At 62.4% G+C, this 15,729-nt stretch carries 14 protein-coding genes; 6 read left to right on the forward strand and 8 right to left on the reverse strand.

Annotated features, from left to right (window positions below; translation table 11 throughout):
* Positions 1–8: 8 nt before the first annotated feature.
* Positions 9–365, forward strand: coding sequence for a DUF1937 family protein (locus AC4PR2_RS17405; protein WP_047567396.1), 357 nt, complete (start codon positions 9–11; stop codon positions 363–365).
* Positions 366–403: 38 nt separating this feature from the next.
* On the opposite strand, the gene AC4PR2_RS17410 is transcribed toward AC4PR2_RS17405, so the two are convergent.
* Positions 404–2,329: a DUF3857 domain-containing protein gene (locus AC4PR2_RS17410; RefSeq protein WP_100395767.1), complete on the reverse strand. Its 1,926-nt coding sequence runs from the start codon at positions 2,327–2,329 to the stop codon at positions 404–406.
* Between the two features lie 123 nt (positions 2,330–2,452).
* Positions 2,453–3,007 carry a helix-turn-helix domain-containing protein gene (locus AC4PR2_RS17415; RefSeq protein WP_077267569.1) on the reverse strand — a complete coding sequence of 185 codons (555 nt, stop codon included), beginning with the start codon at positions 3,005–3,007 and terminating at the stop codon, positions 2,453–2,455.
* 144 nt (positions 3,008–3,151) lie between these two features.
* Here AC4PR2_RS17415 and AC4PR2_RS17420 point away from each other — a divergent pair, with 144 nt between their 5' ends.
* Entirely contained in the window at positions 3,152–4,063 is a 912-nt protein-coding gene (locus AC4PR2_RS17420) for a DMT family transporter (protein WP_060418811.1), read from the forward strand.
* 133 nt (positions 4,064–4,196) lie between these two features.
* Positions 4,197–4,769, forward strand: coding sequence for a hypothetical protein (locus AC4PR2_RS17425; protein WP_060418809.1), 573 nt, complete (start codon positions 4,197–4,199; stop codon positions 4,767–4,769).
* 209 nt (positions 4,770–4,978) lie between these two features.
* On the opposite strand, the gene AC4PR2_RS17430 is transcribed toward AC4PR2_RS17425, so the two are convergent.
* The 5 genes from AC4PR2_RS17430 to tetR all read right to left on the reverse strand — a co-directional run bounded on the left by AC4PR2_RS17430 (position 4,979) and on the right by tetR (position 10,526).
* Complete coding sequence (locus AC4PR2_RS17430) at positions 4,979–5,584, reverse strand: nitroreductase family protein (protein ID WP_038871554.1); 606 nt, start codon at positions 5,582–5,584, stop codon at positions 4,979–4,981.
* Positions 5,585–5,653: 69 nt separating this feature from the next.
* Positions 5,654–6,952 (reverse strand): c-type cytochrome, encoded by a 1,299-nt coding sequence (locus AC4PR2_RS17435; protein WP_443014517.1) that lies wholly within the window; start codon positions 6,950–6,952, stop codon positions 5,654–5,656.
* A gap of 28 nt (positions 6,953–6,980) precedes the next feature.
* Complete coding sequence (locus AC4PR2_RS17440) at positions 6,981–9,239, reverse strand: xanthine dehydrogenase family protein molybdopterin-binding subunit (RefSeq protein WP_492175315.1); 2,259 nt, start codon at positions 9,237–9,239, stop codon at positions 6,981–6,983.
* Entirely contained in the window at positions 9,236–9,709 is a 474-nt protein-coding gene (locus tag AC4PR2_RS17445) for a (2Fe-2S)-binding protein (RefSeq protein ID WP_060418803.1), read from the reverse strand. The genes AC4PR2_RS17440 and AC4PR2_RS17445 overlap by 4 nt, the downstream gene beginning before the upstream one ends.
* 175 nt (positions 9,710–9,884) lie before the next feature.
* Positions 9,885–10,526, reverse strand: a complete 642-nt coding sequence (gene tetR, locus AC4PR2_RS17450; protein WP_087762788.1) for a tetracycline resistance transcriptional repressor TetR — start codon at positions 10,524–10,526, stop codon at positions 9,885–9,887.
* 64 nt (positions 10,527–10,590) lie between these two features.
* Here tetR and tet(41) point away from each other — a divergent pair, with 64 nt between their 5' ends.
* The 3 genes from tet(41) to AC4PR2_RS17465 all read left to right on the forward strand — a co-directional run bounded on the left by tet(41) (position 10,591) and on the right by AC4PR2_RS17465 (position 14,330).
* On the forward strand, positions 10,591–11,772 hold the full coding sequence (gene tet(41) / locus AC4PR2_RS17455; protein WP_072271008.1) for a tetracycline efflux MFS transporter Tet(41): 1,182 nt from the start codon (positions 10,591–10,593) through the stop codon (positions 11,770–11,772).
* 256 nt (positions 11,773–12,028) lie between these two features.
* Positions 12,029–12,763 (forward strand): MurR/RpiR family transcriptional regulator, encoded by a 735-nt coding sequence (locus tag AC4PR2_RS17460; protein WP_047730675.1) that lies wholly within the window; start codon positions 12,029–12,031, stop codon positions 12,761–12,763.
* 130 nt (positions 12,764–12,893) lie between these two features.
* Positions 12,894–14,330: a 6-phospho-beta-glucosidase gene (locus AC4PR2_RS17465; protein WP_087762786.1), complete on the forward strand. Its 1,437-nt coding sequence runs from the start codon at positions 12,894–12,896 to the stop codon at positions 14,328–14,330.
* Positions 14,331–14,378: 48 nt separating this feature from the next.
* On the opposite strand, the gene dsdA is transcribed toward AC4PR2_RS17465, so the two are convergent.
* Positions 14,379–15,716: a D-serine ammonia-lyase gene (gene dsdA, locus AC4PR2_RS17470; RefSeq protein WP_443014516.1), complete on the reverse strand. Its 1,338-nt coding sequence runs from the start codon at positions 15,714–15,716 to the stop codon at positions 14,379–14,381.
* Between the last annotated feature and the right edge of the window lie 13 nt (positions 15,717–15,729).

Genomic DNA, 15,729 nt, shown 5'->3' on the forward strand with positions numbered 1-15,729 from the left:
AAACGGTAATGAGAAAGATATTTTTGGCCTGCCCCTACAGCCACGCCGACGCCAACGTCGTGCAGCAGCGCTTTATGGCGTGCAACGACGTCGCCGCCGCTATCGTGCGCGCCGGCAGCGCCGTTTTTAGCCAGGTCAGCATGTCGCATCCGATCAATCTGTGTTTGCAAGAGCTCGACAAAACCGCCATCGGCAAGTTGTGGGCGCCGATCGACGCCCTGTTCATGGCGGCGATGGATGAGTTGATCGTGCTCGATTTGCCGGGTTGGCAAGAGAGCGGCGGCATCAAGCGCGAGATGGACTCTTTCGCCGCGCGCGGCTGCCGCGTCAGCCTGTGGTCCGAGGTCGCGGGCGAGTTCAACTGAGGCGTGCGCCCCGCCGCTTAGCGCGACGGGGCAGCAGCTTATTTTCCGTTGGCCAATTCGCCGTACACCACCTGGCCGCGGAAACCGCGCCGCACCTGCTGGAACAGCTCGCGGAACGCCGGATAATCCTGCGCCTGGCACAGCGCTTCCTTGCCGCGAATGGCGTTCACCTGCAGCCGATGATTGACGATCACCTGCTGCCCGTCGCGCCGCCATGCCACGCGATAGTCGCCCGCCGCATTGCGGAACTGCCTGTCTTGCGGAATGGCGATGATCGGCACGTTGGCCGGCAGCTGCAGACGGTAGGTTTCGTCGTAGCGCTGCGCGCTGCAGTAGAACGGCGTTTCGTTGTCCGGCGCCGGCGTGGTGGTATACAGCGTGCGAAACGATTTGCCGCCGGGCGGATTCGGCAGGGTCATGCCGCCCACCACGCCGAAATCGACGTAGTCGTCCGCCTTGAAGCGGAAGCGGTAACCGAACTGTTTTTTGAGATCCAGCGGATCGCTGTTCATCGCCACCTCGCCGCTGCCGTCGATGCCGGAGGCGGACATGATCGACGCTTCGGCCTGCGCCCGGTTCTGCCGGTTGATCTGCGAGAAGTAGCCCCGCAGGTCAATCTCTTCCACTTCGCTCAGCCGACGCTCGGTTTGCCCGTGCAGATTGCCCGCTTTGTCGAACACGAAATCGACGCTCAGCGCGCTCTTGACCGGCTGCTCGTCGCTGCCCGGCGTGCGCGCCAGCTTGGCGTCGCGCGTCAGCAGCACCGGTGCCCCCAGGTCGCCTTCCGGCAGTTGCCCGAACCGCGCCCACGGATTGGTGGAGTCCAGGTACAGTTTGAATTCCGGCACGTAGGTGATGGCGTGGTTAAAGCGGCTGAGCAGCGGCACCTTAGGCAGTAACGGGCCTTCGTCCATGCCGATCAGCACCGGCGAGCTAGCAATGCCTTTGGCGGCGAGCAGCGCCTCCAGGATCACCACGTGGTCCTTACAGTCGCCGTAGTGGTTGTCGAGAATGCTCTGCGCCGAATTCGGCTCCAGCCCGCCGTTGCCCAGGTACACCGCCACGTAGCGAATGTTTTGCGCCACCCAGCGATAGAGGGCCTCCGCCTGCTCGCGCCGATCGCTGATGCCGGCGGTGATGTTGTCCGCCAGCGCCTGAATGCCCGGCGTCACCTGCGCCGCCGCGCCGGCCTTCAGCTGGTAGGCCTTGGCCAGCTGCGGCCACTCGCGGTAGGTGCTGGCCATGATGGTCGGGCTGAAGGTCCAGCTGTCCGCCGCCCAGTTTTGTGATTTCATCGGCGTGCTGCGCGAATAATGCCAGCGCCAGTGCGCCTGCCCGTCGCGGATCTGCGGCTGGTCCCCGCCTTCCACGCCGCGCGTGAAGATATGCATCGGCAGCCTGGCCGGCGCCTGCAGCGTCACTTCGGCGTCGTCGAACTGGTCGAAAACGCTGAACGTCTCCCACAGGCCGAAATAGTCGGGGAAATACGGGGTGTTTTGCGTGCGGCGCAGCTCATACACCACGCGCGATCCCGGCGCCAGGTTGGAGAACACGATGACGCGCACTTTGCGGTCGGCATACAGCGGCGCCGTGGCGCTGGAGTAGCTTTCCTGGGTATAGATGCGATCGGGCGCCACGTCGTGGCGCTGGCCGTCGGCGGTCAGCGTGTAGGCGGCGACCACCTCCAGCGTTTCCATTTTTTCGCTGTAGCTCAGGCGGATCTGGCTGAATTTCTCGACCGCCGCCTTGGTCTTCAGCAGCATTTCGTAGCTTTCCGTTTTCACGTTGGTGGCGTTGGCGTTGACGCGGTAATCCGCGCGATAGCGTACGAAGCTGAAATCGTTGTTGGCCGTGTCGTTCTGGCCCTGATCCGCCGCGGCGGGCGGTGCAACGGCCAACACGGTGGCCGGGTGCGTTGCCGTCAAACCGGCGAATAACAGCAGGGAAGGAATAGCGATTTTCATCTTCGGTCCTTGAAGGGCAATAAACGGCGACGCCGGGCTACGCGCCCGTCCCGGCGTCAAAACAGGCGGGCACACTAATATAATTGAGAATCATTTTCAATAAACGGACCTTCAACGCCGGAGCTACCCCTGTTCGATCAGCATCACGGCGGTGGTCTCCGGCTCCAGCGCCTCGAAAACGTGCTCGCGATCGGCGGAGTAGCTGATGTAATCGCCGGCGCTCAGCTCCAGCGGCTGGTCCGCCGGCCCGAGGCGCGCCCGCCCGCTGCTGATGATCACATGCTCGACGGTGCCGGGGGGATGCGGCCGGGAAAGTTTGGCTTCGCCGGGCTGCACCCGCAGCCGGTAAATGTCGCGCTGCGCCCCCGGCGGGCAGGTGGCCAGCAGCGTGGCGGCGTAGTTGCCCTGCTCCGACAGCGCCGGCGTACCTTCATGGGCGCGGATCACTTGCACCTGCCTGCTCGGCTGTGAAATCAGCCGGCTGACCGGCACGTCCAGCGCCATCGCCAGCGCCCACAGCGTTTCCAGGCTGGGATTGCCGCTGCCGGCTTCCAGCTGCGACAGCGTGGATTTGGCGATGCCCGCTCGCTTCGCCAGTTCGGTCACCGACAGGTTCAACCGCTCCCGCTCGCGGCGGATTGCCGCCGACAGCAGGCCGATAGGCGTGATGTTCTGCATCCGATCGTCACTCATTGTTCGCTATGTCATCCATTTGTTCGGCTTGACGAACACTCGTGTTCGTGTTCATCATAATGTTCGATTGTTCATTTTAATGATTAAGCCGCTTCACCACAAGTACGGCCAGGCAACGAAGGAAACAACATGAAAACGAAAACGCGCGGTGCAGTGCAAATGATCCTCGCCATGACCATCTCCGGCACCGTGGGGTGGCCGGTGCTCGTTTTGGGGCAGCCGCCTGCGACGGTGGTGTTTTGGCGCTGCGCGTTCGGCGCGCTGGCCATGCTGGCGACCTGCGCCGCACTCGGTCAGTTGAAACAAGGCGCGATCAACCGCCGCCAGCTGGCCTTCGCCATTCTGGGGGGGATCGCCCTGGTGCTCAACTGGACGCTGCTGTTTGCCGCCTATCAGCATGCTTCGATCGCTGTCGCCACCGTCACCTACCACGTTCAGCCGTTCATGTTGGTGGCGCTGGGGGCGCTGCTGTTCGGCGAAAAACTGACGGCCGATCGGCTGGGCTGGCTTCTGCTGGCGTTCGCGGGGATGGTGTTGATCGTCGCCGGCCGGCAAAACGGCGGCAGCGGCGATGGCTACCTGCTCGGCGTGGCGCTGGCGCTGGGCGCAGCCCTGATGTACGCCATTGCGGCGGCGATCGTCAAACAGCTGGCCGCGCTGCCGCCGCAGCTGATCGTGTTGATTCAGCTGACCGTCGGCGCGTTGGCGCTGGCGCCGTTCGCCGGCCTGGCTACGCCGCCTGCGGCCCCCCTCGACTGGCTGCTGCTGGCGACCCTCGGCCTGGTGCATACCGGTTTGATGTCCACGTTGCTATATGGCGCCATTCAGAAGATCCCCACGGCCCTGGTCGGCGCCCTGTCGTTCATCTACCCGGCGGTGGCGATCGTGGTGGACTGGGCGGTGTTCGGCCACCGCCTCAGCCTGCTGCAGCTGCTGGGCACGCTGGCGATCCTGGGCGCCGCGGCGGGCATGATGTTTTATAAACGCCATTCAATCTCAACAGCAGCCGAGCCTGCCGTCGTGAGACAGAAAAATAAATGAGCATAAACGAATGCCGAAGGCGTTTTATGTCTAACCTTATTATCGATGCCGCCACTCAGCCTATTTAATCCATTCTAATTATTAAGCATGAAAATAATTAGAATATTTACCTTGCGCGTGGAGAAATATCAATATGAGCAATACCGGTGAGACATTAATCAATGCCATCGTCAGCAATAATTCTCTGATGGCAATAAATAATTGCCCTGGCGTCCCCGCCCAAATGAGCCGGGCCGTTTATGGCAAAACGCAGGACGATAGCGGGGCCGGAACCACGATCGAAAATAACCGTGACATGCAAAAGAATATCAATATCGCGCTGGGGTTCTCTGGGGCGAACTCGGAAACCGCCGTTTGGCATTTCATGATTGGCCCGCCCGTCCACCATTTTGTGGTGATCCCCTGGTACCAGCATACGGCGCCGCACGGACGGGTCTACACCGTATTTATGGCCTACGAGAACCGGTATTCGGTTGGCGGCTATGTTCAGCATACGCCGCCGGCGCCTTCTGCGGTGAAAGGCTACCGTACCGTCTGGAGCGTGACCGACCTGGGGCAGATGTTTAGCGATTTGTTGACCAGCGCCACGGCGTGGCAAACCTATTTCGGTGCGGTGGGCGCAGCGCAGGCCAATAAAATAACCTATTGGAAATATAAGGTAACGTCTTTAGATTCCGCCGTGGCCAACGTCAATAAATACCGCTAATCCCATCCGGCGGGCAAGCTATGCACAATAAGGCATTCGTCTTGCGCCCGGCGCGGTGCTATTTATTTAAACCGTGTAGGGTAGAAGGAGTGTTCTATGTGGCATCACCGCCTGCAACGGCGCATCCGTTTCAGCTACTGGAACGAACTGTGCGTCGCAAAAAAATAAGGGAAGGCGCAAGCCTTCCCTTTTGTCATTCACCGTTCAGATCAGAAACGGTCGGTTTTTACCACGTCGTCGAACGGCAGTTTGCCGATGCGCGGATAAGGTTGCCCCGCCGCCTTACCGATGGCGACCATCAGCGCGATCTGATAGTGCGCCGGTTTGTTGATGATTTCGCCCACGGCGTCGAAATCAAACCCGTCCATCGGGCAAGAGTCGTAGCCCTGCGCCTTGGCCGCCAGCATCAGCGTCTGGGCGAAGATCCCGCTGCTGCGCATCACTTCGTCGCGCTGCACCTGTGGCTTACCGCGATAATACTGATCGACGGCCGGGATCATGAACTGCTGTACCGGCTCCGCCGCCTCAGCCCAAACGTTTTTTACCTGTGACTCCCAGCTCGACAGATCGCCGCACAGCACGACCAGCATCGATGCGTCGGTCACCTGCGCCTGCCCCCACGCCGCCTCGCGAATTTTCTCGCGCTGAGCGCGATCTTCGATCAGCAGCGGGCGCCAGTGCTGCAGGTTAAAAGCGCTGGGTGCGCCCTGCAGCGCGATAGTCAGCAACGCTTTTTTCTCTTCGAGCGTCATCACGTGCTGCGTATCGAACTGCTTGGTGGCGCGGCGCTGGCGGATTGCGTCTAACGTATTCATTTTACTGCCTCTGTCCATGTGAAAGGCCCTATTGTCGCCAACGCGGCGCGCCTGTCCAGCCCTCGGCGGCTATTTCTGCGCGGTTTCGGCGCGCAGGCGGCCGACCTGCGCCGCCAGATCGGGCCACGGCGCCTGACCGGCGTAGTGCTGCCGCAGGTAGTTGAGCAGGATGGCGATCTGCACGTCATCCAGGTTATGGCGGAAGCCCGGCATATAGCCCAGTTCGGCGTTCGCCGGCCGCTGTATGCCATCCAGCACCACGCGAATGGCGTTGTCCGGCGTCTCGGCAAACAGGTTGGTGTTCAGCGCCAGAGACGGCCGCACTCCTGCCATCTGCGCGCCTTTTTCCTGCGCATGGCAAGCCATGCAGGCGCCGGAAAACAGCCGCGCGCCTTGCGAGCTCAGGGGCTCCACCTGCCGTTCAGCCTGAGCATTCAACGCGGCCGCCGTCGCGCTCGCCGCCGTTTCAGGATGATAGCTGCGCAGATAGACGGCGATCGCCTGCAGATCGGCCTGCGGCAAGCGGGACAACCCTTCTTCGATCACCGGCGCCATCGGGCCGGCGGCCACGCCGTGGTTGGCCGAGTAGCCGGTACGCATAAAATCGACCAGATCCTGCTGCGTCCAATCGAGCGGCGCAGGCGAGCGGCCGGTCAACGCCGGCGCCGTCCAGCCTTCCGCCACGCCGCCGGCCAGGTGGTCGCTACCGGTTTTCTCGCCGAACAGCACGTTGCGCGGCGAGTGGCAGGCGCTACAGTGCCCCAGCCCTTCGGCCAGATAAGCGCCGCGGTTCCAGGCGGCGCTTTGGGCCGGGTCTTCCTGCATCGCGCCCGGCGTCAGGAACAGCAGGTTCCAGGCGAAGATACCCTGGCGGATATTGAACGGAAAGTGCAGCTCGGTGGCCGGCGGCCGGGAGTTGACCGGCGGCTGCGACATCAGGTAAGCGTACAGCGCCTGCAGATCGTCGTCGCGGGTGCGGGTAAAGGCGGTATAGGGAAACGCCGGGTAAAGGTAGCGGCCCTGGCGATCGACGCCGTGGCGCATGGCGCGTTCAAACGCCGCATAGCTCCAGCTGCCGATGCCGGTTTCCACGTCCGGCGTGATGTTGGTGGTGTAAATGGTGCCGAAGGGGATCTCCATCGCTAACCCGCCGGCGTTGCGCTCACCGCCCGAACGGGTGTGGCACACCGCGCAATCGCCGAGATCGGCCAGCGTTTTGCCGCGCGCGATCTGCGCCTCGCTGAAACTGTGCGTCGCATCGGCGGCGAGCGGCGCGATTTCCGGTTGCCAGCTGGCGACAACGCCGGCCACCACAACGGCGATCGCCGTGAAGCCACCCCACCCGACGATTTTTTTCATCTTACTCATCTTTGCTGTCCTTGTTCGTTACGGGGGGTTAATGGCCGGCCTGAGCGCGCAGCGCGGCGAGCACCCGCGCCGGCGTAAACGGCACCTCGCGCAGGCGCACGCCGAGCGCGTCAAACAGCGCGTTGCCGATCGCCGCGGCACTCGGCACCGAGGCGGATTCTCCGGCGCCCATCGGCGCTTCCTCCGGGCGGTCGATCAGCTGGATATCGATCTGCGGCAGTTCGTCGAAGCGCAGGATCGGGTAGCCGCCCCAGTCCAATGACGTCACCCCCGTCTCGTTGAAGGTCACAAACTCTTTCAGCACCCGGCTGGCGGACTGGATAATGTTGCCGTGCACCTGATGGCGCACCCCGGCCGGGTTGATCATGCGGCCGCAGTCATGCGCCACGAAGATTTTATCGAGCGTGATCTGCCCGGAGCGGCGGTTGACGCTGAGATCGCACACCCAGGCCGCCCAGGCGGCGCCGAAGCCAGGGAACTTGCTGTGGAAATAGCGCGCGTAGGCGAAGCCCCGGCCGCTCACCACTTCGGCGCCGGCGGCGCGCGCCCGGTGCGCCGGGCCGTCTTGCCAGTTCGCCTGCCGTTTCAGGGCTTCAATCAAGGCCACCGCACGCGGATCGTTCAGATAGCGCAAACGAAACGCGATCGGATCCTCACCGGCGCGCCAGGCCAGCTCGTCGATCCAGGACTCATGGGCGAACACGTTGGGCAGCGCCGAAACGCCGCGCATCCACGAAGCCCGCACGATCGGCGCGGCGTCCTGGCAGACGACCCGCATGTGCGGATACTCGTATTGCGGAATGGCGGTGCGATCGCCCATCTGCTGCACGTCGGCCCGGTTGGCCACTTTGCCGGTCAACACCAGCGGCAAGGTCACGGCATTGTTGGAGGGATAGCTGGTTTTCAATTCGTAGGCCGCCACCCGGTTTTGCGCATCGAGGCCGCCGCGCACCCGAATCAGCTGGCCGGTGCCCTTCGGCTCCCAACCGGATTCCTGTTCGCGCATCAGCTGCACGCGCACCGGTCGGCCGGTGGCCCGTGCCAGCAGCGCCGCGTCCGCCGAGACGTCGTCGGCGCAGTTGCGGCCATAGCAGCCGGAAGCCTCCATGCGGGTGATGTGCACCTGCCCAGGCGGCAGCTCGAGCAGCCTGGCGATATCTTTGCGCAGATCGTGTGGGTTTTGCGTGCCGGACCACACCTGCGCCCGCCCGTCTTTGACCTCCGCCACCGCGCAGGAAGGGCCGATCGAGGCGTGCTGATGGTAAGGCCAGACATAGTCGGCCTGCACTTCGGTATGCAGCAATGCCAACGCGGTGTCCGTGCCCGCGTCGTCGCGCAGCACGCGGTCGGTTTTCGGATTGGCCTCCAGCGCGGCGGGCAGCGCTTCCGGCGACAGATCCGGCAATCCGGCCCAGGGTTGCCAGGTGGTTTTCAGTTGGCGCATGGCGGCGATTGCCTGCTCCTCGCGCTCGGCCACGATGCCGATGAAATCGTTGATCACCACCAGTTTCACGATGCCCGGCAGGTGCGCGATCGAGCTTTTATCCACCGACAGCAGGCCACTGCCCAACGGCGCGCTGCTGTCGGCGCCTGCGTATGGCGGGCGCACCACGCGGCCATGCAGCATGCCGGGCAAGCGCAGGTCGTGTACGTAGGTCAGCCCACCGCTGACCTTGGCCGGAATATCGACCCGGGGCACGGCGCGGCCCACATACTGGTTCTGCCGTTCACTGTTCAGCTGCACGTTTTTATCCAGCATCACGTGCAGATTTTGCCCACTCGCCAGCTGCGCATAGCTCAGCGATCGCCCTGGGTTCCCGGTCACAAATACCTGCCCCGCCGCCGCCGTCAGCTGTTCGGCCGGCAGTTCGAAGGCTTTGGCCGCCAGCGCCGTCAGCAGGTGCCGCACCTGCGCCGCCGCCTGTCGCAGCGGCACCGACGTCACCTGAAGGGTGGCGCTGGCGATGGTCGGCCCCTGATCCGGCGTGCGTTGCGTATCGCCAAGGATCATCGTGACTTGCTCGAACGGCACGCAAATTTCATCGGCGACGATCTGCGCCAGCGCGGTGCGAATGCCGGTGCCCAGATCGACGTGGCCATTGAACGCCGTCACCCGGCCGTCGGCGGTGAGGCTGATAAAGCTGTCCACCCGATCCAGCGGCAGCTCGGCGGGCGATGCAACCGCCTCGGCGGCGAAGGCGTTAAACGACGCGGGCAGCAGGCTGCTGACCATTACCACACCGCCGGCCTGCAGCAGCTGGCGGCGGGTCAGTTCGAGGCGGCTCATGCTTGCCTCCGCGCGGCCAGCAGATCGCGGGCGCGCTCGGCGGCATGCAGGATCTCGATATGCGTGCCGCAGCGGCACAGGTTGTAGGCCAGCTCTTTCTTGATGGTTTGTTCGTCCGCCTCCGGCTCGCGCTCGAACAGCGCGACCAGCGTCATGATCATGCCGTTGGTGCAGTAACCGCACTGCGCCGCCTGCTCATCGATAAACCCCTGCTGCACCGGATGCAGCGCCTCCGGTGTACTCAGGCCTTCGAGCGTGGTGACGGATTTTTTTCCTACGGCGGACAGCGGCATTGAGCAGGAGCGTGCGGCGACGCCGTCGATCAGCACCGTGCAGGCGCCGCACTCCCCCAGGCCGCAGCCGTATTTGGGGCCGTTCAATTGCAGATCGTTGCGTAAAACGTACAGCAGCGGGGTGTCGGGCGAGATATCGCCGAGTGGAACCACCCGGCCGTTAACATTGATTTCCATGGTGAAACTATCCCTTAAGCAAACGGATTTAATCCGTAACATCACTGCGATGAATAATTGTGCAGTGTGCTAATAATTATCATCAAAAGACTTGATAATGTTAAGGGAATGTAGCCGCCATGGCTTTAACGAAAAGTGGGTATTTTCTATAAATTTCCTATAGATAAGCCTGGTTTTATGATTGCGCGCCGTGATTATTGGCGTTCGCCAACGCGGCCTCGGCGCCGTCGACCAACAGCCGGAGGCCGGCTTCGAACAGCGCGTCTGCCCCCTTGTCCTGCAGCTTTTCCCAGCCTCCACACAGCAGCGGGTAGCGCCGGCGATCGGCTTCGTTCAGCGCATCATCGGGCTGCATTTGCTGCTCTTCCAGCACCCAACCCACCACGAAACGCCCGACGGCGAACAGCAGATTAACGGCGTGTTCCGGCGTAAAGCCCGCCCGGCACAGCAGCGCCACCTTGGCCTCGATGATGGCGAACTGCGGTTCCTGCGGCCGGGTGCCGGCGTGCAGGCGCGCCCCGTCGCGGTAAGCCAGCAACGCACGGCGGAAATTGATCGCATTGGCGGTCACCCAGGCCTGCCAGGGCATTTTGGCGGGCACCTCTTCGCGGTGATCCAACATGATGGTTTCCGCCATCGCCTTCAGCAGCTCGGCCTTGTTTTTGAAGTGCCAATAGAGCGTGGGGGATTGCACGCCCAGATGCTGCGCCAGGCGGCGGGTGCTCAGGGCATCGATGCCGATGTCATCCAGTAACGCCAGCGCCCCGCGCAGGACGGTTTCACGCGTTAAACGCGCCGCAGTATTTTTTTCGCTCATCTCTCTATCACTGATAGGGTAACTGTGGAATACTCCATACTCTATCACTGTTAGAGTCACAATTTTGAAAAAACCCATGCTGGTTATTTTGTTGACGGTGTTGCTGGATGCGGTGGGCATCGGTCTGATCATGCCTATTCTACCGGCGCTGTTGCGCTCGCTGGGCGGTCTCGATGCCGGCAGCGTGCATTACGGCGCCCTGCTGGCGGCCTATGCGTTGATGCAATTCCTGTTTTCGCCGATCCTCGGCGCGCTGAGCGATCGTTTCGGGCGGCGGCCGGTGCTGTTGATTTCGCTCGCCGGCGCGGCGGCCGACTACCTGCTGATGGCGTTCGCGCCGACGCTGGCCTGGCTCTATCTGGGGCGGTTGCTGGCGGGCATCACCGGTGCCAATATGGCGGTCGCCACCGCTTACGTCACAGATATTACCCCCGCCGGCCAGCGCGCGCGGCGTTTCGGCCTGGTGGGCGCGGTGTTCGGCGTCGGCTTTATCGTCGGCCCGCTGCTCGGCGGATCGCTGGGCGAATGGCATCTGCATGCACCCTTCCTGGCGGCGGCGATGATGAATGCCCTCAACCTGGTGATGGCGTTTTTCCTGCTGCCCGAATCGCGTAAATCCCGCCCCCGCGCCGCCGAGAAAATGCGCCTTAATCCCTTCTCGTCATTGCGTCGGCTGCACGGCAAGCCTGGCCTGCTGCCGCTGGCCGGCATTTACCTGATTATGGCGCTGGTTTCGCAGGCGCCGGCCACGCTGTGGATTTTATACGGTCAGGATCGTTTCGGCTGGAGCATGATGGTGGCGGGCCTGTCGCTGGCCGGCTACGGCGCCTGCCACGCGCTGTCGCAGGCCTTTGCCATCGGCCCGCTGGTCGCGCGGCTCGGCGAGCGCAAGGCGCTGCTGATCGGCCTGGCCGCCGACGCCGTGGGCCTGGCGCTGTTGTCTGTCGCCACGCGCGGCTGGGCGCCGTTCGCCCTGCTGCCGTTCTTCGCCGCGGGCGGCATGGCGTTGCCCGCACTGCAGGCGCTGATGGCGCACAAGGTGGACGACGATCATCAGGGCGAGCTGCAAGGAACGCTGGCCAGCATGGGCAGCCTGATCGGCGTCGCGGGGCCGCTGGTGGCGACGGCGCTGTATGCCGCCACGCGCGATGTCTGGCCTGGGCTGGTGTGGGCGTTGGCCGCCGCCCTGTACCTGGTGGTGCCGCCGCTGCTGGCACGCTCACGCGCCAGGGATGCGGCGCCATAACTTTGCCGTTCTTTAACTTTAGAAAGCAGAAACCGGCATTTTGCCGCCGGGATCCGCTGACCTATGCTAACCCGGTGTGATGAAACGCGTTTTCATGGCATGTCTTCCGGAACGTTTTGCTTTATTTGTTCGTCGTGAACCCTGGGCCGCGCCTGACTGGTGCGGCTTTTCTTTTTGCCCGGCAGTGCCAGCGGCGGTGAATTTTGCTATGTTAACCCGCAGATAAGCTTCCCGTTTTCAGCCGCCGGACCGACTCATGTTTACCCATAAAGCAATCGCCGAGCTCAACGCCCTGGAGCTGATGGTTTATACCTACGTCAGCAAACACAAGAATCAAGTGATGTACATGACCATCCGCGAGCTGGCCGAGGCCGCCGGCGTGTCCACCACCACCGTGCTGCGGTTTTGCAAGAAAATGGGCTGTGACGGCTATTCGGAATTTCGCATCCGTTTCAAGCTGTACCTGGAACAAACCGATGCGCCGCCGGCCGATTCCGGCATCGGCGAAATCCTCAGCTTTTTTAAAAGCGTCAGCAACGAAGAGTTTAATCAGCTGATCGATCAGGCGGTGCACCATATCGCCGCCGCCGAGCGGATTATTTTCGTCGGTATCAGCACCTCAGGCGCGTTGGGGAAATATGGCGCGCGTTTCTTTTCCAACGTCGGGAAATTCAGCACCCACATCGACGATCCTTATTATCCCGTCAACAGCGACATGTATAAAAACGCGGTGGCGATCATGCTGTCGGTCACCGGCGAGACCGAAGAGATCCTGCGGCTGGCCAGCCAGTTCAGCCTGCACCACTGCAAGATCATCAGCATCACCAACAACGAAACCTCTTCGCTGGCGCGGCTGGCGGACTTCAACCTCTCCTACCACGTTCCGCAGCATTTGATCGGCGGGCATCACAATATCACCACGCAGATCCCCGTGCTTTACATTATTGAAACCATCGGCAAACGGCTCGGGCATATTAATTCGGCAAAATAAAACAGGCTGTTTTTTTATTGTGACAAATCACTTTCCACGGTGATTTGTTATATCGTGACATTTCTTTCGGTCTTGCTACTCTATTCTCAACGCAGCGTTATTACCCTTCATTAAATAAACCGATGAGACATTGACGATGAAACAGTTGCCGAAGGATTTTCTGTGGGGGGGCGCGGTTGCCGCGCACCAGGTTGAAGGCGGTTGGGATCGGGGCGGCAAAGGGCCCAGCATTGCCGACGTGCTGTCCGGCGGCTCGCACGGCGTGGATCGCGTGATGACCGACGGCGTGCTCGAGGGCTATCGCTACCCTAACCACGAAGCGGTGGATTTCTACGGCCGCTATAAGCAGGACGTGGCGCTGTTCGCCGAGATGGGCTTCAAATGCTTCCGCACCTCGATCGCCTGGACGCGCATCTTCCCGAACGGCGATGAGGCGACGCCGAACGAGGCCGGCCTGCAGTTTTACGACGACCTGTTCGACGAACTGCTGAAATACGGCATCCAGCCGGTGATCACCCTGTCCCACTTCGAAATGCCTTACCATCTGGTGAAGGCCTACGGCGGCTGGAAAAATCGCCGGGTGGTGGAGTTCTTCGTGCGCTTCAGCGAGGTGGTGATGCGCCGCTACCGCGAAAAAGTGAAGTACTGGATGACCTTCAACGAGATCAATAACCAGAGCAACTACCGCTATCCGCTGTTCGGCTACTGCTGCTCCGGCGTGGATTACACCCAGGAAGACAACCCGGAACAGGCGCTGTACCAGGTGTTGCACCACCAGTTCGTCGCCAGCGCGCAGGTGGTCAAACTCGGCCATCAGATCAACCCGGAATTCAAGATCGGCTGCATGCTGGCCTGCGTGCCGTTCTACCCGTATTCCTGCAAGCCGGACGACGTGATGTACGCCGTCGAGGCGATGCACCAACGCTATCTGTATACCGACGTGCAGATGCGCGGCTACTACCCAAGCTACCTGCTGCGCGACTGGGAACGCAAAGGGCTGAAAATCGAGATGCAGCCGCAGGACGCGCAGATCCTGCGCGAGGGCTGCACCGACTACATCGGCTTCAGCTATTACATGAGCAACGCCCTGCAGGCTAACGCGGTGGACGGCAGCGACGGCATGTTCGGCTTCCCGGGCAACGTGCCCAACCCGCACGTCAAAGCCTCCGACTGGGGCTGGCAGATCGATCCGGTCGGGCTGCGCTATTCGCTGAACGTGCTGTATGAACGCTACCAGAAGCCGCTGTTTATCGTGGAGAACGGCTTCGGTGCCTTCGACAAGGTGGAAGCGGACGGCCGGATCAACGATGACTATCGCATCGACTATCTGCGTGCCCATATCGAAGAGATGAAGAAAGCGGTGATTGAAGACGGCGTAGACCTGATCGGCTATACGCCGTGGGGCTGCATCGACTGCGTGTCGTTCACCACCGGCGAGTACAGCAAACGCTACGGCTTCATCTACGTCGACAAGCATGACGACGGCACCGGCACGCTCGAGCGTTCGCGCAAGAAGAGCTTCGACTGGTACCGCCGGGTGATCGCCAGCAACGGCGAACAGCTGTAACCGCACGGCAGGCAATCAGGGGCGATTTTCGCCCCTTTTTACTGCGCCTTATTCCGCCGCCTGCCCGGCGGCGAGATACTTCGCCATTTCCGCCGGCGGCACCATGCCGCCACCGGTCGCCCATACCAGGTGCGTCGCCTGCGCCAGACTCTCGGCGCTGATGCCTTGCTCGCTGAGCGCCTTCGCATGGGCTGCAACGCGCCACGGCCCGGCCATGCCGGCCAACGCGGACGGCTCCAGCTGAAGATGCTCGTGCTTGTCCAACAGCCCGAGCAGCGCAAACATCTCTTCGTCGCTCAGGGTGTAAAACGCGCTCAGCAGGCGCTCCATCGCCCGGCCGACAAAGCCGGAGGCGCGCCCCACCGCCAGCCCGTCCGCCGCGGTGCGGTTGTCGATGCCGAGATCTTGCACCGCAATGCCGTCATGCAGCCCGCTGTAGACGCCCAGCAGCATGCAGGGCGAATGGGTCGGTTCGGCGAAAATACAGTGAACGTGATCGCCGAACGCCAGCTTAAGGCCAAAGGCCACGCCGCCCGGCCCGCCGCCGACGCCGCACGGCAGATACACGAACAGCGGGTGCTGCGCGTCCACCACGATGCCCTGCTCCGCGAACTGCCGCTTCAGGCGGCCGCCGGCCACCGCGTAGCCGAGGAACAGAGTTTGCGAGTTTTCATCGTCGATAAAGAAACAACGCGGATCGTTCGCCGCCTGCTTGCGCCCCTGCTCGACCGCCACGCCGTAATCTTCGGCGTACTCCACCACCGTGACGCCGTTATCGCGCAACTTTTGCTTCTTCCACGCCCGCGCATCCGCCGACATGTGCACGCTGACGTCAAACCCCAGCCGGGCGCTGATGATGCCGATGGATAATCCCAGATTGCCGGTCGATCCGACGGCGATGCGGTACTGGCTGAAGAACTGACGAAATTCGTCGGAAAACAGCCGGGCGTAGTCGTCGCCGGTCTGCAGCAGCCCCGCCTCCAGCGCCAGCGTCTCCGCGTGCGTCAGCACCTCGTAGATGCCGCCGCGCGCCTTGATTGAGCCGGAGATCGGCAGATGGCTGTCCTTTTTCAGCAGCAGCTTCCCGCCAAGCCGCAGCCCATAGCGCCGATCCAACGCCTGCTGCATGGCGGGGATCGCCACCAGCTCGGATTCGATGATCCCCCTAGTGGGCTGGGTTTCGGGAAAGGCCGCGGCGAGATAAGGCGCGAAGCGCGCCAGGCGCTGCTCCGCTGCGGCGACGTCGGCGGCGGTCAGGCCGACATGGGGCAAGCCTGCGGCCAGCGTTGTCGCACGCGGATTGAACCAGGTGATAGGCTCGAGGGCGACCAGTCGTTGCAACAGCGGATGTTGCGCAACCCACGGTTGAATCTGTGATTTTTGCATAAATGTCCCTGAC

The organism is Serratia sp. A07, from assembly GCF_058725505.1.

Coding starts and splice junctions, on each gene's coding strand:
- AC4PR2_RS17405 (WP_047567396.1), top strand. CDS start 9: ATGAGAAAGATATTTTTGGCCTGCCCCTACAGCCACGCCGACGCCAAC.
- AC4PR2_RS17410 (WP_100395767.1), bottom strand. CDS start 2,329: ATGAAAATCGCTATTCCTTCCCTGCTGTTATTCGCCGGTTTGACGGCA.
- AC4PR2_RS17415 (WP_077267569.1), bottom strand. CDS start 3,007: ATGCAGAACATCACGCCTATCGGCCTGCTGTCGGCGGCAATCCGCCGC.
- AC4PR2_RS17420 (WP_060418811.1), top strand. CDS start 3,152: ATGAAAACGAAAACGCGCGGTGCAGTGCAAATGATCCTCGCCATGACC.
- AC4PR2_RS17425 (WP_060418809.1), top strand. CDS start 4,197: ATGAGCAATACCGGTGAGACATTAATCAATGCCATCGTCAGCAATAAT.
- AC4PR2_RS17430 (WP_038871554.1), bottom strand. CDS start 5,584: ATGAATACGTTAGACGCAATCCGCCAGCGCCGCGCCACCAAGCAGTTC.
- AC4PR2_RS17435 (WP_443014517.1), bottom strand. CDS start 6,952: ATGAGTAAGATGAAAAAAATCGTCGGGTGGGGTGGCTTCACGGCGATC.
- AC4PR2_RS17440 (WP_492175315.1), bottom strand. CDS start 9,239: ATGAGCCGCCTCGAACTGACCCGCCGCCAGCTGCTGCAGGCCGGCGGT.
- AC4PR2_RS17445 (WP_060418803.1), bottom strand. CDS start 9,709: ATGGAAATCAATGTTAACGGCCGGGTGGTTCCACTCGGCGATATCTCG.
- tetR (WP_087762788.1), bottom strand. CDS start 10,526: ATGAGCGAAAAAAATACTGCGGCGCGTTTAACGCGTGAAACCGTCCTG.
- AC4PR2_RS17460 (WP_047730675.1), top strand. CDS start 12,029: ATGTTTACCCATAAAGCAATCGCCGAGCTCAACGCCCTGGAGCTGATG.
- dsdA (WP_443014516.1), bottom strand. CDS start 15,716: ATGCAAAAATCACAGATTCAACCGTGGGTTGCGCAACATCCGCTGTTG.